This is a genomic window from Streptomyces barringtoniae (assembly GCF_020819595.1).
In the GTDB taxonomy this organism is placed as follows: Bacteria; Actinomycetota; Actinomycetes; order Streptomycetales; family Streptomycetaceae; genus Streptomyces; species Streptomyces barringtoniae.
On the sequence record NZ_JAJHNP010000004.1, the window covers coordinates 293,395 to 314,391 of the forward strand.

18 protein-coding genes and 6 tRNA genes are annotated in these 20,997 nt (G+C 73.8%); 15 read left to right on the top strand and 9 right to left on the bottom strand.

Annotated elements, in window-relative coordinates; genetic code table 11:
• Positions 1-77 precede the first annotated feature (77 nt).
• The 4 genes from cbiE to LMU33_RS08525 all read left to right on the top strand — a co-directional run bounded on the left by cbiE (position 78) and on the right by LMU33_RS08525 (position 8,146).
• Positions 78-1,301 carry a precorrin-6y C5,15-methyltransferase (decarboxylating) subunit CbiE gene (cbiE, locus tag LMU33_RS08510; protein ID WP_228618812.1) on the top strand — a complete coding sequence of 408 codons (1,224 nt, stop codon included), beginning with the start codon at positions 78-80 and terminating at the stop codon, positions 1,299-1,301.
• A gap of 345 nt (positions 1,302-1,646) precedes the next feature.
• Positions 1,647-5,864, top strand: a complete 4,218-nt coding sequence (cobT, locus tag LMU33_RS08515) for a nicotinate-nucleotide--dimethylbenzimidazole phosphoribosyltransferase (RefSeq protein ID WP_228618814.1) — start codon at positions 1,647-1,649, stop codon at positions 5,862-5,864.
• A 142-nt stretch (positions 5,865-6,006) separates the two neighbouring features.
• A complete protein-coding gene (gene cobA, locus LMU33_RS08520) occupies positions 6,007-7,239 on the top strand; it encodes a uroporphyrinogen-III C-methyltransferase (RefSeq protein ID WP_228618815.1) in 1,233 nt (410 codons plus the stop codon).
• Between the two features lie 88 nt (positions 7,240-7,327).
• A complete protein-coding gene (locus LMU33_RS08525) occupies positions 7,328-8,146 on the top strand; it encodes a TrmH family RNA methyltransferase (RefSeq protein WP_228618817.1) in 819 nt (272 codons plus the stop codon).
• A gap of 54 nt (positions 8,147-8,200) precedes the next feature.
• Here the strand turns inward: LMU33_RS08525 and LMU33_RS08530 are convergent, their stop codons facing one another.
• Positions 8,201-9,616 (bottom strand): protein kinase domain-containing protein, encoded by a 1,416-nt coding sequence (locus LMU33_RS08530; RefSeq protein WP_228618818.1) that lies wholly within the window; start codon positions 9,614-9,616, stop codon positions 8,201-8,203.
• Positions 9,617-10,218: 602 nt separating this feature from the next.
• Here LMU33_RS08530 and LMU33_RS08535 point away from each other — a divergent pair.
• The 3 genes from LMU33_RS08535 to LMU33_RS08545 all read left to right on the top strand — a co-directional run bounded on the left by LMU33_RS08535 (position 10,219) and on the right by LMU33_RS08545 (position 12,038).
• A complete protein-coding gene (locus tag LMU33_RS08535; RefSeq protein WP_228618820.1) occupies positions 10,219-10,395 on the top strand; it encodes a hypothetical protein in 177 nt (58 codons plus the stop codon).
• 306 nt (positions 10,396-10,701) lie between these two features.
• A complete protein-coding gene (locus LMU33_RS08540; RefSeq protein ID WP_228618821.1) occupies positions 10,702-11,661 on the top strand; it encodes a phosphotransferase family protein in 960 nt (319 codons plus the stop codon).
• 80 nt (positions 11,662-11,741) lie between these two features.
• Complete coding sequence (locus LMU33_RS08545; RefSeq protein WP_228618822.1) at positions 11,742-12,038, top strand: TFIIB-type zinc ribbon-containing protein; 297 nt, start codon at positions 11,742-11,744, stop codon at positions 12,036-12,038.
• Positions 12,039-12,090: 52 nt separating this feature from the next.
• Here LMU33_RS08545 and LMU33_RS08550 read toward each other — a convergent pair.
• The 5 genes from LMU33_RS08550 to LMU33_RS08570 all read right to left on the bottom strand — a co-directional run bounded on the left by LMU33_RS08550 (position 12,091) and on the right by LMU33_RS08570 (position 12,567).
• Positions 12,091-12,162 (bottom strand) — tRNA-Val (locus LMU33_RS08550).
• 29 nt (positions 12,163-12,191) lie between these two features.
• Positions 12,192-12,263: transfer RNA gene (locus tag LMU33_RS08555), tRNA-Val, on the bottom strand.
• Between the two features lie 47 nt (positions 12,264-12,310).
• A tRNA-Val gene (locus LMU33_RS08560) sits at positions 12,311-12,382 on the bottom strand.
• A 1-nt stretch (position 12,383) separates the two neighbouring features.
• Positions 12,384-12,457, bottom strand: a tRNA-Cys gene (locus LMU33_RS08565).
• 37 nt (positions 12,458-12,494) lie between these two features.
• A tRNA-Gly gene (locus LMU33_RS08570) sits at positions 12,495-12,567 on the bottom strand.
• 178 nt (positions 12,568-12,745) lie between these two features.
• Between LMU33_RS08570 and LMU33_RS08575 the strand changes: the two genes are divergently transcribed.
• The 3 genes from LMU33_RS08575 to LMU33_RS08585 all read left to right on the top strand — a co-directional run bounded on the left by LMU33_RS08575 (position 12,746) and on the right by LMU33_RS08585 (position 15,532).
• Entirely contained in the window at positions 12,746-13,801 is a 1,056-nt protein-coding gene (locus LMU33_RS08575; protein ID WP_228618824.1) for a chorismate-binding protein, read from the top strand.
• Positions 13,798-14,619: an aminotransferase class IV gene (locus LMU33_RS08580; RefSeq protein WP_228618826.1), complete on the top strand. Its 822-nt coding sequence runs from the start codon at positions 13,798-13,800 to the stop codon at positions 14,617-14,619. The genes LMU33_RS08575 and LMU33_RS08580 overlap by 4 nt, the downstream gene beginning before the upstream one ends.
• A gap of 88 nt (positions 14,620-14,707) precedes the next feature.
• Positions 14,708-15,532 (top strand): GNAT family N-acetyltransferase, encoded by an 825-nt coding sequence (locus tag LMU33_RS08585; RefSeq protein ID WP_228618827.1) that lies wholly within the window; start codon positions 14,708-14,710, stop codon positions 15,530-15,532.
• Positions 15,533-15,557: 25 nt separating this feature from the next.
• On the opposite strand, the gene LMU33_RS08590 is transcribed toward LMU33_RS08585, so the two are convergent.
• Positions 15,558-16,082, bottom strand: coding sequence for a DsbA family protein (locus LMU33_RS08590; protein WP_228618829.1), 525 nt, complete (start codon positions 16,080-16,082; stop codon positions 15,558-15,560).
• A 334-nt stretch (positions 16,083-16,416) separates the two neighbouring features.
• Between LMU33_RS08590 and LMU33_RS08595 the strand changes: the two genes are divergently transcribed.
• Both LMU33_RS08595 and LMU33_RS08600 read left to right on the top strand, forming a co-directional pair.
• On the top strand, positions 16,417-16,863 hold the full coding sequence (locus LMU33_RS08595; protein WP_228618831.1) for a hypothetical protein: 447 nt from the start codon (positions 16,417-16,419) through the stop codon (positions 16,861-16,863).
• A 216-nt stretch (positions 16,864-17,079) separates the two neighbouring features.
• Positions 17,080-17,232, top strand: a complete 153-nt coding sequence (locus tag LMU33_RS08600; protein WP_165289388.1) for a hypothetical protein — start codon at positions 17,080-17,082, stop codon at positions 17,230-17,232.
• A gap of 86 nt (positions 17,233-17,318) precedes the next feature.
• Here LMU33_RS08600 and LMU33_RS08605 read toward each other — a convergent pair whose 3' ends face one another.
• Together LMU33_RS08605 and LMU33_RS08610 are read right to left on the bottom strand one after the other, a co-directional pair.
• On the bottom strand, positions 17,319-17,879 hold the full coding sequence (locus LMU33_RS08605) for a CGNR zinc finger domain-containing protein (RefSeq protein WP_228618833.1): 561 nt from the start codon (positions 17,877-17,879) through the stop codon (positions 17,319-17,321).
• Positions 17,880-18,181: 302 nt separating this feature from the next.
• Complete coding sequence (locus tag LMU33_RS08610; RefSeq protein ID WP_004002642.1) at positions 18,182-18,595, bottom strand: SsgA family sporulation/cell division regulator; 414 nt, start codon at positions 18,593-18,595, stop codon at positions 18,182-18,184.
• A gap of 191 nt (positions 18,596-18,786) precedes the next feature.
• Here LMU33_RS08610 and LMU33_RS08615 point away from each other — a divergent pair, with 191 nt between their 5' ends.
• From LMU33_RS08615 to LMU33_RS08625, 3 genes are all read left to right on the top strand, one after another.
• Positions 18,787-19,260: a TIGR02611 family protein gene (locus LMU33_RS08615; RefSeq protein WP_228619086.1), complete on the top strand. Its 474-nt coding sequence runs from the start codon at positions 18,787-18,789 to the stop codon at positions 19,258-19,260.
• Between the two features lie 85 nt (positions 19,261-19,345).
• Positions 19,346-19,417, top strand: a tRNA-Val gene (locus tag LMU33_RS08620).
• A 458-nt stretch (positions 19,418-19,875) separates the two neighbouring features.
• Positions 19,876-20,913, top strand: a complete 1,038-nt coding sequence (locus LMU33_RS08625) for an alpha/beta hydrolase (protein ID WP_228618834.1) — start codon at positions 19,876-19,878, stop codon at positions 20,911-20,913.
• Positions 20,914-20,997: the final 84 nt, after the last annotated feature.

Below are 20,997 nucleotides of genomic sequence, written 5' to 3' on the forward strand. Positions count from 1 at the left end.
GGCCCCACCAGGTACGCTCAGGGAGCCCGCTATGGGCCCGCACCCCTGACGACCTGCGAAGACCTGGAGAGACGACGATGGCCGACCGGGTCACGGTGATCGGCTGGGACGGCTCGCCGCTGACCGACGCGGCACGCGCCGCCCTCGGCGCCGCCACGCTCGTGGCGGGCGCGGCCCACCACCTGGCGCTGCCCGAGGTCCCGCCCGCCGCAGAACGCGTCCGCCTGGGCAGCGTCGCGCTCGCCGCCCGCCGGATCGCCGCGCACCGCGGCACCGCCGTCGTGTTCGCCGACGGCGACCCCGGCTTCTTCGGCGTCGTACGCACCCTGCGCGCCCCGGAGTTCGGCCTGGAGGTCGAGGTCGTCCCCGCCGTCTCCTCCGTGGCCGCCGCCTTCGCCCGCGCCGGCATGCCCTGGGACGACGCCCAGGTGGTCGTCGCCCACCCGCGCACCCTGCGCCGGGCCGTGAACGTCTGCCGCGCCCACACCAAGGTCGCCGTCCTCACCGCACCCGGCGCCGGACCCGCCGAACTCGGACTCCTGCTGGAGGGCGTCCACCGGACCTTCGTCATCTGCGAGGAACTGGGCACCGAACGCGAGCAGGTCACCGTCGTCACCTCCGACAAGGCCGCCGACCACACCTGGCGCGACCCCAACGTGGTGATCGTCATCGGCGGACCCGTGGCAGCCGGTGACAGCGGCGGCTGGATCGCCGGGCGCGACCCGGGCGCCGGCCCGCGCGGCTGGGTGCAGCCCGACGCGTCGTACGGCGACGGACCCGGTGGCGGTCTCGGCGAGGGCGAGACGGAGCTGCTGCGCGCCGCCCAACTGGCCCGCCTCGGACCCCGGGTCGGCGACCTGGTCTGGGACATCGGCTGCGGCTCCGGCGCGTTCGCCGCCGAGGCCGCGCGCGCCGGAGCCGCCGTCATCGCCGTCGACCGGGACCCGGGGGCCTGCGCCCGGACCGACGCGGCCGCACGCCGGTACGGCGTCCAGCTCCACGTGGTCCAGGGCACCGCCCCGCACGTCCTGGAGAACCTGCCCGAACCGGACGTCGTCCGGGTCGGCGGCGGGGGAGCGGCCGTGGTCTCCGCGGTCGCCGACCGGCGCCCGCAGCGCATCGCCACGCACGCCGCCACGCGCGACGCGGCCGAACTCGTCGGACGCGACCTGACCGAGCACGGATACCGGGTCGAGTGCGCGCTGGTGCAGTCCGTCGAACTCGACACCCGCGCCTGGACCGAGACCGAGCGGAGCGTCGCGTTCCTGCTCACCGGGGTACTCCCGGATCGCGCCCCGTGATCCTGTTGTCGTACTGCGCGCGGTAGGCTGGCCGATCGTTGTGCCACACCGGGCGGCCCGGAACTTCGTTCGCCAATGTCCGGAAAGCACGCCCGTTTTGGGGTGGGTGTGGTACTGCGGAACCGGAGGACGCGCAACGTGGCGCAGTCCACAGCGGGCTGTCGCGGATCATGCTGTCGCGACGGCGTGACGGCCGGGACAATGCCACTGAATGGCTTTGTCGCCTTTTCCGGCGGGTCGTTCGTGCCGCTGGGCACGGACGCTCGTTCTTCACTACGGGCGGTCGGTGCGCCGTTCCGGGTGAGCTGGTCGTAGGAGCACTAAACCGATGGGCGAGGGGTACGCATGACCGACACCGGCCAGGTCCCGGCCGAGGGGCAGCCGGAGAGCGCAGGCATGGTGGAGCAGCCGGGCGTCGCCGCGCACGGTGCGTACACCTACCTCTCCGAGGCACCCGCCGAGGACGAAGACCTGCTGCTGCCGGGTGCCCAGGGCGCGTGGGGCAACGAGGTTGCGCCACCCGCTCCGGAACCGGTCGTCGAGGCCGTCCACGAGCCGGGCCCGCACGAGACGGCCGGCCGCGACAGCGGCTCCGTCGACCTCAGCGGCGTCCGCCTGCCGGACCCGGCGCCGGCGTCCGTGCCGCCGTCGCCGGTCTTCGCGGCCCCGCAGGAGCAGCCGGCCGCCCCGCAGCCGCCGCGCCGTCCGCTGCACCTCGGCCCGCCGATCCCCGACGCCTCCGCCAGCCCGGTCCGCTCCCTCGCCGACCGCGGCCCGGCCGGAGCGCCGGTACGGCAGCCCGGTCCGCCCACGACCGGCCCCGAGTACTTCGACGCCCAGCCGCTGCGCGAGATGGCACCGCAGAGCGCGGCTCCCTGGGGAGCGCCGCCCGCCGCCGCGGTGGCCGAGGCCGAAGCACCGGCACCGGCCGCGGTGGCCCAGGTCGGCACACAGGCACCGGCTGCCGAAACGGTTGACCCGGCCGCGGCCGCCGCGGACGCCGCCGACCGGACCGACCCGTCCGGCGCCGCCCAGGCCGCCGTCGCCCGCCTCGCAACCCAGGCGACCGCACCGGCACCGGGCGCAGCGCACGTGGTCCACGGCCACGACGGCGTACAGCCGGTGCATGCCCACGACGGTGTGTACGCGGCTCCTGCGGGGACGGTGCCCGAGGGCGTCCAGCCGCTGGTCGCGGGGCACGGGCCAGGGGGCGCTTTCGACCCTGCCGCGGCCGCAGGCCCCGAGGGTGTGCCCTCGTCTGTTCCCGGCCAGGGTGCCGAGGGTGTCCAGCAGCTCTCCGGCGAGGCGGGCGAGGCCGGTCAGGGCTTGGCCGGTGCGCAGCACGCGGACGCTGCGGGCGCCGTGGACAGTACCGCCGGTACCGGCGCGCCCGTGGCACAGGCGGAGGCCGGCCCGGCTGCCGAGGGTGCCGTGGTGACGCCCGAGGCCGAGCAGGCCGCCGCCGTGGAGCCCGACGCGCCAGCCGATCCGGCTGCGGCTGCCCCGGTCGCCGACGCCGCCCCCGCGCCGGGGACGGCGAACCCTGCCGATCCGGGTGCGGCTCATGCGGCCCAGGCCCCGGCCCAGTTCCAGGCGGTGCCGGGCGAGCCCGTGCCCGGTCAGGTGTCCGACGACGCTCGGGCGGCCACCGGCGCCGAGCCGTTCACGCCCGCTCAGCCGTCGGCTCCCGCTGGGCCCGGCGAGGCCTCGGAGCAGGGCGGGGGCGCGCCCCTCACCGACGCCGGACAGGCCGCCACGGCTGCCGCGGGGACGGTCGCCGCGCACGGCGCCGCCGAGCCGGCGGACCCCGCTCCCGCCCAGCAGGTGCCGGGCGCGGTTCAGTTCGCCCAGGAGATGGTCCCCGCCCAGGGCGAGGCCGTCGCCGCCCCGGCACAGCCGGACTCCAACAGCCCCGTCCAGGCGGACCCGAACGGTCCCGTTGCCGTGGAGCCGCAGCCGGGCATGGTGGTCGAGGGCCGGCCCCAAGTGACGGAGGGTCAGCCCTCCGCCGCCCAGGAGGCGTCCCCCGCCGATGCCGCACCGGCGCCCGAGCCCGCGGCCGTGCCCGAGCCCGGGGCTGCGGCCCACGCTCCGGAGACCACGCAGGCAGCGGCCCCCGCACCCTCCCCGGCGCAGGACGCCGCACCGGCAGCCGCCGCAGCTGACGGCACCGGCGCGCCGGAGCCGCAGCCCCACCCGGCGCAGGGCCCCCAGCTGGCGGAACCCGTCGCGGCCACGGCCGAGCCAGCGCCGGGCCCGGCCCGGCCCGCCGTCGTACCGCAGCCGCAGGCCCAGGAAGAGCCGATCGCCCAGGACACGGTCCAGCAGGTCGCTCAGGTCGCTGCCGCCGCAGGGACGACCCCCGCGCACGTCCTGGACGCGCCCGCCGGACCGCAGACGCAGCCCGCCGAGCCCTTCGCCGCGCCGGCCGCCGAGGGCGCACCGGTGGCGGCCGCCGCCGAGGCCGGGGCCACGGCGGGCGACCCCGCCGACGGTTCCCCCGCGCACCCGGACACCGCCGAGCGGGCCGAGCCGCTGCCGTCCAACGTTCCGCTCCAGGCGCACCCGGCGCAGCCGCTCGGGCAGTTCGTGCCGGTCGAGGGCCAGGTGCCCACGACCCCGCACCTGGCGCCCACCCCGCCGCAGCCCCTGGTCCTCCCCATCGAGGACGCGCAGGAGCCGGTGGCCATGGTGCCCGCGCCGCGCGAGGGCGAGCCCGCACCCGCGTCGGCCTCCGACGTCGTACAGCACGCGGAGGACCTGCAGACCAGGGCCGCCGACCCGGAAGAAGAGAGCACGGCCGCCGTGGCGGAAGCACCACAGTCCACCGGCCCGGCCGCGCCGGGCTACGACGACGCCGAGCGCGAGGCCGTCCTGAAGGTCATGCGCGAGCGCCGCGACATCCGCAACGGCTTCCGCAGCGACCCGATCCCGCACGAGGTGCTGCTCCGCGTCCTGGAGGCCGCCCACACGGCGCCCTCCGTGGGGCACTCGCAGCCCTGGGACTTCGTCGTCATCCGCTCCGCCGACACCCGGCGGACCATGCACGAACTGGCGATGCGTCAGCGTGAGGCCTACGCCAAGTCGCTGCCGAAGGGCCGGGCCAAGCAGTTCAAGGAACTGAAGATCGAGGCCATCCTCGACACGCCGGTCAACATCGTCGTCACCGCCGACCCCACCCGCGGCGGCCGGCACACCCTCGGCCGGCACACCCAGCCGCAGATGGCGCCGTACTCCGCCGCTCTCGCCGTCGAGAACCTCTGGCTCGCCGCCCGCGCCGAAGGCCTCGGCGTCGGCTGGGTCAGCTTCTTCGACGAGCGCGAGATGGTCCGCGCGCTCGGCCTGCCCGAGCACCTGGAGGTCATCGCCTACCTGTGCGTCGGGTATGTCGACGAGTTCCCGGACGAGCCCGAGCTGATGCAGGCCGGCTGGTCCAAGCGACGCCCCCTGTCCTGGGTGGTGCACGAGGAGACGTACGGCCGCCGCGCCCTGCCCGGAGAGGAACCCCACGACCTGCTTGCCGAGACCGTCGCACAGATCCGCCCGCTCGACGCCAAGGCCCTCGGCGAGGCCTGGGAGCGCCAGAAGCGCATGACCAAGCCGGCCGGTGCGCTCGGCATGCTGGAGATCATCTCCGCGCAGCTGTCCGGCCTGTCCCGGCAGTGCCCGCCGCCGATCCCGGAACCCGCCGCCGTCGCCATCTTCGCGGGCGACCACGGCGTGCACGCCCAGGGCGTCACCCCCTGGCCGCAGGAGGTCACCGCCCAGATGGTGGCCAACTTCCTGGGCGGGGGAGCGGTCTGCAACGCCTTCGCGAGCCAGGTCGGCGCCGAGGTGTGCGTCGTGGACGTCGGTGTCGCCGCCGACCTCCCGGCCACGCCCGGCCTGCTGCCCCGCAAGATCCGCGGCGGCACGTCCGACATGACCACCGGCCCGGCGATGACCCGCGAGGAGGCCAAGGCGGCCATCGAGGTCGGCATCGAGACCGCCCGCGATCTGGTGGCGGCCGGCAACAAGGCGCTGCTCACCGGTGAGATGGGCATCGCCAACACCACGGCCTCGGCCGCCCTCATCTCGGTCTTCACGGGCGCCGACCCGGCCGAGGTGACCGGCCGCGGCACGGGCATCAACGACGAGACCCTGGCCCGCAAGACCGAGGTCGTCCGCCGCGCCCTGGAACTCCACCAGCCGGACCCGGCCGACCCGGTCGGCGTCCTCGCGGCCATCGGCGGCTTCGAGCACGCGGCCATCGTCGGCCTGCTCCTCGGCGGCGCCTCGCTGCGTACGCCGGTGATCCTGGACGGCGTCAGCGCCGGCGCCGCGGCCCTGGTCGCCCGCGCGATCGCCCCCGAGGTGCTGGCGGCCTGCATCGCGGGCCACCGCAGCGCCGAGCCCGGCCACGTGGCCGCCCTGAACAAGCTGGGCCTGCGCCCGCTGGTCGACCTCGACCTGCGCCTGGGCGAGGGCACGGGCGCGCTGCTCGCGCTTCCGCTGGTGCAGAGCACGGCACGGGCGATGCACGAGGTGGCGACCTTCGATTCGGCGGGCGTCACCGAGAAGTAGGCGTCACGGCACGGGTGGTCCGGTGTTCAGCTGCCGGACCACCCGGTGCCCTCTGCCCTGCGCATAGCTAAAATCGCACGTCAGGGCCGCTCCGAAGGTGCAGCGCGCCCCCACCGCACAGCTGCACGAGGAGCCGCCCCTCATGGCCGAACACCCCGCCTACCCCGTAGGCCTCCGCCTCTCCGGCCGCCGTGTGGTCGTCCTCGGCGCCGGCACGGTGGTCCAGCGCCGCCTCCCGGCACTCATCGCGGCCGGCGCGGACATCGTCGTCGTGTCCCCCGAGGCGACCCCCTCCGTCGAGGCGATGGCGGACGCGGGAGAGATCACCTGGGAACGGCGCCCCTACACGGACGGCGACCTCGCGAACGCCTGGTACGCCCTCATCGCCACCAGCGACCCCCAGGCCAACGCACAGGCCTCTGCCGAGGCGGAGCGCCACCGCGTCTGGTGCGTGCGCTCGGACGACGCCGACCGGGCGACCGCCTGGACCCCGGCCACCGGTCACAGCGAGGGCGTCACCGTCGCCGTGCTCACCACGGACGTGCGCGGCCGCGACCCCCGCCACACCGCCGCCATCCGGGACGCGGTGGTGGAGGGCCTGCGCGACGGCACGCTGGTGGCGCCCCACCACCGCACCCGCACCCCCGGCGTCGCCCTCGTCGGCGGCGGCCCCGGTGACCCCGACCTGATCACGGTCCGCGGGCGCCGGCTGCTCGCCGCGGCGGACGTCGTCATCGCCGACCGGCTCGGCCCGCGCGACCTGCTCGCCGAACTCCCGCCGCACGTCGAGGTGATCGACGCGGCGAAGATCCCGTACGGCCGGTTCATGGCCCAGGAGGCCATCAACAACGCGCTCATCGAGCACGCCAAGCAGGGCAAGTCGGTCGTACGGCTCAAGGGCGGCGACCCGTTCGTGTTCGGCCGGGGCATGGAGGAGGTCCAGGCGCTCGCCGAGGCCGGTATCCCGTGCACGGTCGTCCCGGGCATCTCCAGCTCGATCTCGGTGCCGGGCGCGGCCGGCATTCCCGTCACCCACCGGGGTGTCGCCCACGAGTTCACGGTCGTCAGCGGCCATGTCGCCCCGGACGACGAGCGCTCGCTGGTCGACTGGCCGTCGCTGGCGAAGCTCACCGGCACGCTCGTGATCCTGATGGGCGTCGACAAGATCGGGAAGATCGCCGAGACGCTCGTCGCGCACGGCAAGTCGCCGGACACCCCGGTCGCGCTGGTGCAGGAGGGCACGACGGCCGCGCAGCGCCGCGTCGACGCCACTCTCGCCACGGTCGCCGAGACGGTACGGACCGAGGAGGTCAAGCCCCCGGCGGTCATCGTCATCGGCGAGGTCGTGACGGTCGGCCCGCAGCCGGCCGCCTGATCATCCACCGCTTGATCACGCGTAACCCGGGGTAACCCACCCGTTCCCAGCCGTTGGCAGCACACCCAGGACAAGGCAGTATCACCCTGTGGCCGATCTCATCACCGTCGAGGATCCCGACGACCCGCGCCTGCGCGACTACACAGGCCTGACCGACGTCGAGCTGCGCCGCAAGCGCGAGCCCGCCGAGGGCCTGTTCATCGCCGAGGGCGAGAAGGTCATCCGCAGGGCCAAGGAAGCGGGCTACGAGATGCGCTCCATGCTGCTCTCGGCCAAGTGGATCGACGTCATGCGCGACGTCATCGACGAACTTCCCGCCCCGGTCTACGCCGTGAGCCCCGAACTCGCCGAGCAGGTCACCGGCTACCACGTGCACCGCGGCGCGCTCGCCTCCATGCAGCGCAAGCCGCTGCCCACGGCCGGCGAACTGCTGCGCTCCGCACGCCGGGTCGTGGTCATGGAGTCCGTCAACGACCACACCAACATCGGTGCCATCTTCCGCTCGGCCGCCGCCCTCGGCATGGACGCGGTCCTGCTGTCGCCCGACTGCGCCGACCCGCTGTACCGCCGGAGCGTCAAGGTCTCCATGGGCGCGGTGTTCTCGGTGCCGTACGCCCGGCTGGAGACCTGGCCGAAGGGGCTGGAGTCGGTCCGCGAGGCCGGCTTCGCCCTGCTCGCGCTCACCCCGGACGACAAGGCCCGCACCCTGGACGAGGCGGCCCCGCACCGGATGGACCGGGTGGCCCTGATGCTCGGGGCCGAGGGCGACGGGCTGTCCACGCAGGCCCTGGTCGCCGCCGACGAATGGGTCCGCATCCCGATGTCCCACGGCGTCGACTCGCTCAACGTGGGCGCGGCCGCGGCGGTCGCCTTCTACGCGGTGACCAGCGGCCGCCCGGAGGCCTGACCTTCGGCCCGCTCCCCGGCCCGACTCTCCCCGGACCGCTTCACGGACCGCCGGTCAGCTCCCGAAGTCCCCGCCGGGCGTCGACCCGTACCGCTCGGACATGCCCCGGTCGGCGTCCGCCGACGGACGGCCCGGCTGCGCGTGCTGCTGGCGTCGGCCGCCCTCGTCGCCGAGGCCGCGGGCCGGGCCCTGGCAGCCCTGGGCCACCGCGATGCCGAGCGCCACGAGCAGCGTCACCACGACGAACACGAACAGCCGCTGGCGCAGCAGCCGGGGATTGGCGGGCCGCAGCCCGGTGCCCGTCGTACGCTGCGCCGACCGCCCGGAACCACCCCGGGCAGCGGGACGGCTCCCACCGCCCGAGCGCGGGCCGGCGCCGCGCGGCTCCGGGGTCGCTCGCGCCGAGCCCGGCCGCGCGGGGGCACCCGTACCGTTGCCGCGCTGGCCGCTGCCGGTCCGCGAGGGTGCCCCGCCGCGCGCCGGCGCACCACCCCGGGCGGGCGCACCGGCGCGCGGCACCGGAGTGCCGGGGGCGGTGCGCCGTTGGGTGCGCTGCTGCTCGGGGTAGGTGTCGACGAGCCGCCCGGTGGGCCGGTCCGCCTCCGCGGCGCGCGGCGACGGCGGCCGTACGCCGTCCAGGCCCTGCGCCTCACGGGCCGCGATCTCCTTGAGCCGCAGCGACAGCTGCAGCGTGCTGGGCCGGTCCTCCGGGTCCTTCGCCAGACAGGCCCGCACCAGCGGGGCGAGCGCGTCCGGTACGCCGTGCAGCTGCGCCTCCTCGTGCACCACCCGGTACAGCATCACCTCGGAACTGCCGTGCCCGAAGGGCGAGTCGCCGGTGGAGGCGTACGCGAGGGTCGCACCCAGGGAGAACACGTCCGTCGCCGGGGTGACGGCCGCGCCGCGCACCTGCTCGGGTGCGAGGAAACCGGGGGAACCGACCGCCGTACCGACATGGGTGAGCGTGGAGGCGCCCGTGGCCCAGGCGATGCCGAAGTCGATGATCCGCGGCCCCTTCGGGGACAGCAGGATGTTGGACGGCTTGAGGTCCCGGTGGACGACACCGGCCTCGTGCACCGCGACCAGGCCCTCGGACAGCGCCGCGCCGACCGCCGCGGTGTCGGCCGCGCTGAGCGGGCCCTCGTCGGCGACCTTGTCGTGCAGGGAGGGCCCGGGTACGTACTGCGTGGCGAACCAGGGCCGCTCGGCCTCCAGGTCCGCCGCGACCAGCCGGGCCGTGCAGCCGCCCCTAATGCGCCGGGCCGCCGAGACCTCGCGGGCGAACCGGGAACGGAACTCCTGGTCCTCCGCCAGATCGGGCCGGATGACCTTCAGCGCGACCCGCTGCCCCTTCTTGTCGGAGCCGAGGTAGACCACACCCATCCCGCCCGCGCCGAGCCGTCGGTGAAGCCTGAACGAGCCGACGACGCGCGGGTCCTCGCGCCTCAGGCGCATCATCGCCATGTTCATCCCCGCTGCCCGGTCCCTGTGACGTGGCACAGCTTACGTTTCCACGGCCGCCTGCGCGCAGAGGCCGCGCCCTCCGGGCCGGACGGATTGTGCCGACCGCCGGCATGACATGAAAGGCGGTCAGGAAGCAGGCGCGAACGGGGCCCTTGAGCCGCCCGTACCCTCAACCCGTCCTCGGCGTCCGGGCGTTGAGGTCGGCAGACGGCAGGTGGTGCCGGTGCGGGCGGCCGTCCGGCACCCGTCGCGGACCGGTCGCGGACCCGGGCGCGGGACGGGCCGGACACCGGACGCGGCGCATGTCCCACACCCGTCCGGAGTGATCGAAGTCACTCCTTGTGGCCGTCGGACGCTTCGGAAATGACCGGACACGGCGGCCCACCCTTCCGGGAAGACCCCGAGACCCCGACCCGCGTCTCCACCCAGGGGAGTACGTCCCGAGTTGTGGCTCATCCTCGGGGAGGCCCGGCAATCGATACGAAGGCATGACGCCCGGCAGCCGCCCCGCGCCTAGATTTGAGGTCAAGCGGCGGGTGCAGCACTCGTCCCCCGAGGTCAGACACCCGCCGCTGCCGACGACAACCAACACGGTCAGGAGAGGGACCATGGCCCACACGGCACCGCGACGCCCGGCGTTCGCACCGCGCCGGACGGGCCGCCGCCACCCCCTGGTGGCGACGCTCATGGCCCTTCCCCTGGCGGCCCTGCTCCTGCTCGTCTGCGACGGCTGGGAGACGGTGGCCACACAGGCGTCGTCCGTGGGTGCGATGCTGGGGCGCTGAGCGGCGACCCCAGGCCCGGAAGAGCGGTCCGGGCGGGGACATCCATCCAGGAAACCCCGTGGGGACGGGGGTGCGGCGGACGGCACAAATGCCGGCGCAGCTGGGGAGCTGCGCCGGCATGCGCCGTTTCCGGGCGCGGCCGCGGGGTCTCGCCGTGGGCGTGCGGTGCATGGCCGGATGCGGGTCCGTCGTGGCTCGTGGCGCCCACACGGCGCAGCCGCACATCGATACAGGTCCCGCGCCCCTGGCGAACTGCAGTGCCGGCGCCAGTACGCTCAGGTGCCAGTCCACCTTCCCGAGGCACCGTTGACCGCAGACAGCCCCGCCCTCATACCCGCGCTGACCGCAGAAGTCAGAGCCGTCGCCCACCCGGACCGTACCGGCGACGACCCCTGCGCCTGCGACAGCTCGCCCCTCGCCGACCGCCCCGACGCCACCGTCGTACGACACGCCGACACCGTCGCGAAGGCCCACGCCCCCGGCACCGACCGCGCCGAGCTGGCCCGGCGCCTCGCCGTGGCTGCCCGCCTCCCGGACGTGCTGCTGCCCCCGCTCTCCCCGGCCCCCGCCCCCGTACTGGGCCGCCTGGTGACCTTCTGGCCGTACGGTGCTCCCGTGGACCCCGACGACCGGGACGCGGCGCCCTGGGAGGACACCGCCGCCCTCCTCGCCCGCCTGCACCGCACGCCCGCGCCCGCCGGCCTGCCCCCGATGCGCGGCCCCGCCAAGGCCGCCCGCGCCGTCGCCCGGCTGTGCTCCGCCCTGCGCGCCGAGCCCCATCCGGCGGCCGGCCCCGTCCTCGCCGCCTGGGCCGCGCTCCCCGCCTGGGCCCGGGCCGAGGTCCCCATGCCCGGCCCGCCCGCCCTCTGCCACGGCGACCTGCACCTCGGCCAGCTCGTCCGCCATCCGGCACCGGACGGCCCCTGGCGCCTGATCGATGTCGACGACCTGGGAACCGGCGTCCCGGCCTGGGACCTCGCCCGTCCCGCCGCCTGGTACGCCTGCGGGCTCCTCCCGCCGGACGAGTGGACCCGTTTCCTCGGCACGTACCAGCGGGCCGGTGGCCCGGCCGTACCCGTGAAGGACGACCCCTGGGCCGCCCTGGACGTCCCGGCCCGCGCGCTGACCGTGCAGACGGCTGCCCTGGCCGTCGCCAAGGCCCTCGCCGCCGGCCGTCCGCTGGACGAGGTGGAACAGGCGGTCGTCGACGCATGTGCCCGAATGGCCCCGATTTCGCACGAGTTGGCGCCCGAAGTCAGGGACTAGGCTGCAACCGACCAGGGCTGGACGGAGTCTGTCCTGGGGAAACGCGAAGCAGGACCGACCGGCGAGGAGTTGAGCCGACCATGCATTGTCCGAAGTGCCACGCGCCGATGCACACCTACAACCGCAATGGCGTCCAGATCGAGCAGTGCAGCGGCTGCCGCGGCATCTTCCTCGACTACGGCGAGCTGGAGGCACTGACCCAGCTGGAGGCCCAGTGGTCCAAGCCCGCCCCGCCCGCCCCGCAGGCGTACCCGGCGGCGCCCGCGCCCGCCTGGGGTGCCCCGCACGGCGGTCACCACGGCGGCCATGGACACTACGACCATCACGGACACCACGGCCACCACAAGAGCTGGGCGCACATGCTCTTCTCCAGCTGAGCGCACGAAGAAGCCCCCGGCCGTACGAGACGGCCGGGGGCTTCCTGCTGTGTGGACGATACTGGGATTGAACCAGTGACCTCTTCCGTGTCAGGGAAGCGCTCTCCCGCTGAGCTAATCGTCCGCAGACCGTGACCCTGGAGTCACAGGCGGTGCGCGATACTGGGATTGAACCAGTGACCTCTTCCGTGTCAGGGAAGCGCTCTCCCGCTGAGCTAATCGCGCGGGCGGGGATCTCCGAGAAGACCCGTGGATCTTGCGAGAAGATCCAGTGGACGATACTGGGATTGAACCAGTGACCTCTTCCGTGTCAGGGAAGCGCTCTCCCGCTGAGCTAATCGTCCTTGGAGGTGGAGACGGGATTTGAACCCGTGTAGACGGCTTTGCAGGCCGTTGCCTCGCCTCTCGGCCACTCCACCAGGAGTGTAGGGGATCGGGATGACCCCTCTTCCTTCGAGCGGACGACGAGGCTCGAACTCGCGACCTCAACCTTGGCAAGGTTGCGCTCTACCAACTGAGCTACGTCCGCCTGTCGTTTCGGTCCGCTTGCGCGTCCCGGCGACGTGTTGAACTCTAGCGGATTCCCGGGCCAGCACAAAAACGCGTTTGCGCAGCGTGCTGCGCTGCCCCCGGCGGACCCCGCGGCCGGAGCCCCCTCCAGGACATCCCCGGGCCACCCGTCGGACACCCGACCTAGACTCGACCACGTGCTGCACCACCCTTCCGGCCTCCCTGCCCTGGCCCGTTTCGGCGACCGCGTCGCCACCGGCCTCCTCGATGTGACCAGCGATCCTGCCGCCCTGGAGTCCGCGGGCTTCTGGGCCGTCTGTGCGGACTTCGAGGGGCGGCTGACCTGCGCCCGCTTCGCGGACGTGCGCGAGGAGCCGGTGCCCGCGCCGGTGCCGGGCGGCTGGCGGGGTCCGGGGGCGGGGGAGTGGACCACTTCCCTGGACCGGACCGCGTACACGGCGGGCGTCCGCCGGATACGGGAGTACATCGCGGCCGGCGAGGTCTACCAGGCCAATCTCTGCCGGGTGCTGTCCGCGCCGGTCGCCCCGGACGCCGACGTGGACGCCCTGACCGGCCTGCTGGCCCGCGGCAACCCGGCGCCGTACGCGGGGACGATCCGGCTGCCGGAGCACGGCGTGGAGATCGCCACCGCCTCGCCGGAACTGTTCCTGCGCCGGGTCGGGCGTGTCGTGGAGTCGGGACCGATCAAGGGCACCGGACGCACGGAGGCGGACCTGCTGGAGAAGGACTACGCCGAGAACGTCATGATCGTGGACCTGGTCCGCAACGACATCGGGCGTGTCTGCGCCACCGGCAGCGTGAGCGTCCCCGATCTGTGCGCCGTGGAGAAGCACCCCGGCCTGGTCCACCTGGTCTCCACCGTGCGCGGCGAGTTGCGGGACGGGGCCGGGTGGCCGGACCTGCTGGCCGCCGCCTTCCCGCCCGGTTCCGTGACCGGCGCGCCGAAGTCCAGTGCCCTGCGGATCATCGAGGAACTGGAGACGGCCCCGCGCGGCCCGTACTGCGGCGGCGTCGGCTGGGTCGACGCCGACCGGGGCACCGGCGAGCTGGCCGTGGGCATCCGCACCTTCTGGATCGACCGGGAGGCCGGGATGCTGCGCTTCGGCACCGGCGCCGGCATCACCTGGGGTTCGGACCCGGAGGGCGAGTGGCGGGAGACCGAGCTGAAGGCGTCCCGGCTGCTCGCGGTAGCGTCGGGCTCGTACGACGCGAGTGGAGGTGTGTTCGCATGAAGATCTGGCTGGACGGCGGGCTGCGGGACCTGGACTCCGCCCGTGTCTCCGTCTTCGACCACGGGCTGACGGTCGGCGACGGCATCTTCGAGACGGTGAAGGCGGTTCACGGCAGGCCGTTCGCCCTCACCCGGCACCTGGACCGGCTGACCCGCTCGGCCCGGGGCCTCGGCCTGCCCGACCCCGACCACGACGTGGTCCGCGAGGCCTGCGCGGCGGTCCTGGAGGCGAACCCGATGCCGCTCGGCCGGCTGCGTATCACCTACACCGGCGGCCACGGCCCGCTCGGCTCCGACCGCGGGGAGCACGGCCCGACCCTCGTGGTCGCCCTCGGCGAGACCACTCGCCGCCCGGACTCCACCGCCGTGATCACCGTCCCGTGGACCCGCAACGAGCGCGGCGCCCTCACCGGCCTGAAGACCACCTCGTACGCCGAGAACGTCGTCGCCCTCGCCCGCGCCCATGAACACGGCGCCTCGGAAGCGCTGTTCGGCAACACGGTCGGACAGCTCTGCGAGGGCACCGGGTCGAACGTCTTCGTCGTCCTCGACGGCGAGATCCACACCCCGCCCGTCGCCTCCGGCTGCCTGTCCGGCATCACCCGCGCGCTGACCGTCGAGTGGACCGGCGCCAAGGAGACCGACCTGCCACTGGACGTCCTGCGGCGTGCCGACGAGGTCTTCCTCACCTCGACCCTGCGCGACGTCCAGGCCGTCCACCGGGTCGACGACCGCGAGCTGCCCGGCACGCCGGGCCCGGTGACCGCCAAGGCCATGCGGATCTTCGACGAGCGGTCCGGGCAGGACCTGGACCCCTGAGCCGGACCAGGGCCCGGCCTGCGGAGCCTGGTACCCGGTACCGGAAAACGGGCTGACTTGACGGTCGGCCGCGGGTAGAACACCGGTGATGACCACGACCCTGCGGCCGACCGAGCCGCTCCAGCACAACGCCGACGGCACCCGTTCGCGCCGCTACCAGGTGTGCGTGAACAGCCGCCCGGTCGGCGAGATCCACCTCGGCACCTCGCCGTCCCTCGGCGACTCGGTGGCCCGCGTCATCGACCTGCGGATCGCCGAGCCCGACCGGCGGCGCGGCCGGGGCACGGTGGCCGCGCTCGCCGCCGAGGAGGTCGCGCGCGGCTGGGGCTGCACGCAGATCGAGACCCTCGTGCCCGCCTCGGCCGGCACAGCCCTGCGGATGTTCGGAGCCCTCGGCTACACCCCGCGCAACCGCGGCATGGAGAAACGCCTCGGCACCACCCCGCCCGAACTGCCGCCCGGCAGCAGCGCGCGGCCCATGACCGAAGCCGAATTCGCAGCGTGGCACGCGTACGAGAGCGAGCACTACGCGCGCATGTGGACAGAGCGCGGCGTCCCCGAGGCCACGGCCCACGCCAAGGCCCGCCGCGACCACGAGATGCTGCTGCCGCACGGTCTCGCGACCGACGGCATGGTCTTCAGCGTCCTGGAGCACGAGGGGGCCCGGGTGGGCACGCTGTGGCTGGCCCTGCGGGACGACAAGGCGTTCGTGTTCGACGTCGAGACCGACGCGGCCCACCGCGGCCGGGGACACGGCCGTACGCTCATGCTGCTGGCCGAGCGCCAGGCGATCGAGACCGGTCGGCCGGTGATCGGCCTCAACGTGTTCGCGGGCAACACCCCTGCCGAGCGGCTGTACGAGTCACTCGGCTACGAGACGACGAGCCACGCCCTCTCCAAGCCCCTGCTGTAGGCACCGGGCCGTTGTGCGGAGCGGCTCAGGCCTCCTGGCCGCCCAGCAGCCGGTCGGTGATCTCCTCGATGCGCTCGCGCAGCCCCTCCTGGCTCTTACCGCCGTCGAGGCGTTCGCCGCTGATGACGTACGTCGGGGTGCCGGTCACCCCGATCGCCTTGCCCTCGGCCTGGTCGGCGTCCACGATCAGGATGTGCCGGCCGTCGATCAGCGCGGTGTCGAACTCCTCGTCGTCCAGGCCGAGTTCGCGGGCCACCTCGACCAGGAAGGACTCGCCCCTGCGGTCCAGTTCCTCGACGCGCTCCAGCACGGCCTCCACGTACGGCCAGCCCTTGCCCTGCGCCAGCGCCTCCTCGGCGGCCTGCGCGGCGGCGAAGGCGTGCTTGTGCTTCTCCAGCGGGAAGTGCCGCAGCCGCAGCTCCAGCCGGTCGCCGTAGCGGGCGCGCAGGGCGCGGACGTCGTCCAGGGCGGTGCGGCAGTCGGGGCACTGCAGCTCGCACCACACGTCGAGGACCAGGGCATCGGTGCGTGCGGGGGAGGAGTCGCTCATGCCGACCAGTCTCCCAGGCCGGACGCGGGCGACCCAATCGGGACGGTACGGCTCGGGACGGTACGGCTCTTTGCGGCACGGCACGGCACGGCACGGCACGGCACGGCACGGCACGGCACGGCTCGGCACGGCTCGGCTCGGCACGGGCCGGTACGGCTGTGGGGCGCCGCAGCGGCACTCCAGTAGGAGAGGACCCGGAGATGTCCCTGATGTCCCGTGGGGGCATGGCATCGAGAGGACCGGCCGGTGCAGGATGGAGGGGACGGAGGCGGCCCGGTGTGCCGCGTCCGCCGAGCGTCGCCTGCCACCCGACCGAGCCCGCCAGGAGGACCGGATGATTGCCGAGACCGTCTGCTCCGCCGTGTCCGCGGCGGGCCTGGGCATCGCGGTGGTCACGGCCTACCGCAAGCGTTTCCTCGCGGCGACCCGCATCGCGGCCTACTCGCTGGTGCCGGTGGGCCTGGTGATGACCGGAGTCGTCGGCTGGCTCGCCGACACCGCCTTCAGCCCCACCGCCTGGGCGGGCTTCGGGGTGCTGGGCGCGGCCTGGCTCCTGTTCGCGGGCACCCGGGCGGTCGAACGCCGGCGCGGTGGCACCCGCGCCGAGCGCAAGGCGGCCCGCGGCGACGACCGGACCGGGGCTGTGGCCCCGGGGGCCTCCGCGCCTTCCCTGGGCCCGGGCACCCGGCCCGCGACCGGCTCGGCCACCGCCCCGCGCGCCACCGGCTCCTCCGACGACTTCAGCGACATCGAGGCCATCCTCAAGAAGCACGGCATATGACGGCCGCAGGCCGCGGGGTGCCGACATGACCCCGTCGGCGCTCGCTCCCGGACCGACCCCCTCGGACTGAAACGACACAGAGCGTCGCGCGGACATCCCGAATCGTTCACAACTCGAAGCAAGTCGGGCGAGACGGCGCGATATGCGGCAACTCCCGCATCCCGCGGGTGGGTTGATCGCGCACGGGGCCCGTCGTACGCCATGATCTGCGGCGAGATGCTGGACACGAGACAGAGCGAGGCCGCGCCGCCGAAGGACGAGCCGCGCGGGTGCCTTTTCGCCCTATCCCAGCCACCGCTGATGATCTTCCTTGCGGTGATCGGGTGTCTGCTCCTCATGGCTGCGCTGCACGACCTGCTGTTGCTGTGAGCCGTACACGTCCGTCCCGGCGCCACCCGCCGGGACCGACGTCGCCCCCCTGCCGGTCTTTGCTGCCGGCGGGTCGGCGGGGAACGTCAGCCCGTCGCTTCCTTGCGGCGGGCCCGGTACGCGGCGACGTGCAGTCGGTTGCCGCAGGTGCGGCTGTCGCAGTAGCGGCGCGAGCGGTTGCGGGAGAGGTCGACGAAGGCGCGCCGGCAGTCCGGTGCCTCGCAGCGCCGCAGCCGCTCCTGCTCCCCGGCCACCACGAAGAAGGCGAGCGCCATTCCGCAGTCGGCGGCGAGATGGTCGGCCACGGAGGCGCCGGGTGCGAAGTAGTGCACATGCCAGTCGTAGCCGTCGTGGTCCGTCAGACGCGGGGTGGTGCCCGCCGCGGCGACCAGCTCGTTGATCAGCCCGGCGGCGGAGCGGGCGTCGGTCGCGGCGAAGATCGCCGCGAAGCGCCCCCGGACCCTGCGCACCGCCGAGAGATCGAACTCCGACAGCACACCGACATCGCTGATCTCGTGGTTTCGTACGAAATCCGCGAGAGCCGGGACATCGGGCAGTCCGTCGGCCGCCGCGTCGTCCTCCGGCGCGGTGTTCACCAGATCCACCACGGTGTCGAGGGCGCACCGGGTGTCGTGGGTGATCAGCACGTTTCGCTCCCTGGCCTGAGGGTCGGGCGGACGCCCGCCGATGGTGGCCGATGGTAGCGACAACCCCGCCCACCGCACCGGACTCCGTCCGACCTCGGTTGCCGGTAGAACGCCTCCGCGCCCGAGGTGGTTCCCGCCCGGGGCGGCGTGCGCAGGTCATACCCATGGCGGAACCGGGCGCGCAGGTTGGCGCCGTCCACGTGAATCACTCACGGTGACGGCGCCGGGTTGTGCCGTATGCGGTTGTCTTGGCCCGAGCCGTCTCCCCGAGTGGACGGCGCCGGGCTGCTTTCGGCCGCGACCTAGCTCTCCGCCAGGATGTGCGAGAGCTCCTGATCCAGATCGAAGTGCCGGTGTTCCGTGCCGGGCGGCACGGCGGCGTCTGTTCGCTTCAGGAAGGACTCAAGGGCCCGCGCCGGGGCCTCGAGCAGGGCCTCCCCCTCCGGGGAGCTGAGGGCGATGCACACGACGCCCTGACCGTGGCTGCGCGACGGCCAGACACGGACGTCGCCGGTCCCGGTGGGCCGGTGGAGCCCCTCGGCGAGGAGGTCGCGGGCGAACACCCACTCGACGGTCTCCTCGGCTCCGGTGTGGAAGGTGGCGTGCACGGCGTAGGGGTCGGCCGTGTCGTACCGCAGGCCTGCGGGGACAGGCAGGGAGGACTCGCTCGACACAACGAGGCGCAGGTGCAGCTCGCAGCTGACCGTGGTGTTCATAAGCGCCAGGGCCTTTCGCTCAGTGTGCGCTCGGGGATTCGCACGTCGGCGAAATCGACATGCCACCTACGATGCCGTTGTAAACCCCTCTGAGTGTTTTGCGTGTCTTTACGTAACTCTTCCGGCCGAGAACTCGTACGAGATCTACGACCATTCCAGTGACTGGATTCACTCCGGTAGGGTTTGTCTGTATGAATACGGGGAGTGACGAGCCGGGCGAGGTCGTCGTGGCGGCGGACAAGGCGAGAACGGATCGGCAGAAAGCCGGGCAGACCGGACACGGGGCGGGCGACGGGCTGGGCTCACGGGCGCCGGAATTCATCAAGGCCCGCCGACTGCTGCACCTGAGCTGGCAGGTCGGTGTCTTCGTGGTGGGCCTTGCGGTCGTCGTCGCCGGGATCGTCATGCTGCCGCTGCCGGGACCCGGCTGGGTGGTGATCTTCGGCGGCATGGCGATCTGGGCGACCGAGTTCGTCTGGGCACAGCTCGTGCTCCGCTGGACCAAGCGCAAGGTCACCGAGGCCGCGCAGCGGGCCCTCGATCCCAGGGTGCGCCGTCGCAACATCACGCTTACCGTGATCGGGCTCGTGATCGTTGCCGGGCTCGCCGGGATCTACGTGTCGAAGTTCGGCCTTGTCATGCCATGGAAGATCAAGGATCAGTGACCCGACTCCGCCGCCCGGTCGCCCCGGCGCCCCGGCCTTTGGTCGGAAGCACCGCCTGACATGGGGTAATGTTCTTCCTGCGCCCGGGCGATTAGCTCAGTGGGAGAGCGCTTCGTTCACACCGAAGAGGTCACTGGTTCGAACCCAGTATCGCCCACCCGGACCGACGGCCCACCTGCGAAAGAGCAGGTGGGCCGTCGGCGTATGCGCTTCCGACCCGGTTGGCCTCCGGGTGCGAGTGCCGGCTGCGGGCCCCGTGCTCCGACTCCGGATGCGAGTGACGGCTCCCGGGTCTCCGCCGAGGCCGGCGATCGATGCCGCTGCAGGTCGTGCGGAGCTTCTTTGCGCCGAGGCCGCGTGAGCAGCTCGCCCTTTGCCGAACCGGCAACATCACTCGCGCTCACCGGTTCGCCCACCGCACCATCGTCGACACCGACCGCCATCGCACCGGCGCGGCCGCCCGGTCGCCGTCGCGCCGCGTCCACAAGCCGCCCGCCGCCACCTCCTTCGCATCGCTCGGCCCGATCCGTACCTGGCCCGCTTGCCCACGCCATCGAACTCCCCATGCCATCGAACTCCGAAGAACCGCCACGCCACCAGCGCCCAGGAGTCCCCATGCCACCCGAGACCACCCCGGAAGGCCCCACACCCGCGCCCAAGACCCCCGCCCCCGCCCACCGCCTGGTGCCGTCCCCAGCCGGCCGCCTGCATCTCGTGGAGCAGGGCCGCGGCCCCCTCGTGTTGCTGGTGCACGGGTTCCCGGAGTCCTGGTACTCGTGGCGGCACCAGTTGCCGGCCCTGGCCGCCGCCGGTTACCGCGCCGTGGCCGTCGACGTCCGGGGTTACGGCCGTTCGTCCAAGCCGGCGGCCGTGGACGCGTACCGGATGGTCGAACTGGTGGCGGACAACGTCGCCGTGGTGGAGGCCCTCGGGGAGGAGGCCGCGGTGGTCGTCGGGCACGACTGGGGCGCCGCGATCGCTGCCACCTCCGCCCTGACCAGGCCCGATGTCTTCCGGGCCGTGGCCCTGCTCGGCGTGCCGTACACCCCGCCCGGCGGCCCGCGGCCCAGCGAAGTCTTCGCGCGGATGGGCGGGGAGGAGGAGTTCTACGTCTCGTACTTCCAGCAGCCGGGCCGGGCCGAGGCGGAGATCGAGCCGGACGTGCGCGGCTGGATCGCGGGCTTCCACGCCGCCCTGTCCGCAGGCACCATGGCGGCGCCGGGCGCCCCCGACCCGCACTTCGTCGGCCGCGGCGGCACCCTGCGCGAACGCTTCCCCACCGGCCCGCTGCCGGCCTGGCTGGGCGAGGGCGACCTCGACTTCCTGGCCGGGGAGTTCGAGCGCACCGGGATGACCGGGGCGTTGAACCGTTACCGGAACATGGACCGGGACTGGGCGGACCTGGCCGGTCACGAGGGTGCCCCGATCACGCAGCCCTCGCTGTTCATCGGCGGCGCGCTGGACGCCTCGCTCGCGTGGCTGGCCGACGCGGTCGAGGCGTACCCCGAGACCCTGCCCGGCCTGCTCGGCTCGCACGTCCTCGACGGCTGCGGCCACTTCGTCCAGCAGGAGTGCCCGAAGGAGACGAACCGGATCCTGATCGACTGGCTCGCCTCCCTACCCGCCCGAGCTCCGGCCACCAGTTCCGCCTGAGCTCCGCCCGCCCCGCACCCGTGGCGCTTGGGTTCCGCTCGTCCTGCCCCCGTGGCGCTTGGGTTCCGCTCGTCCTGCACCCGT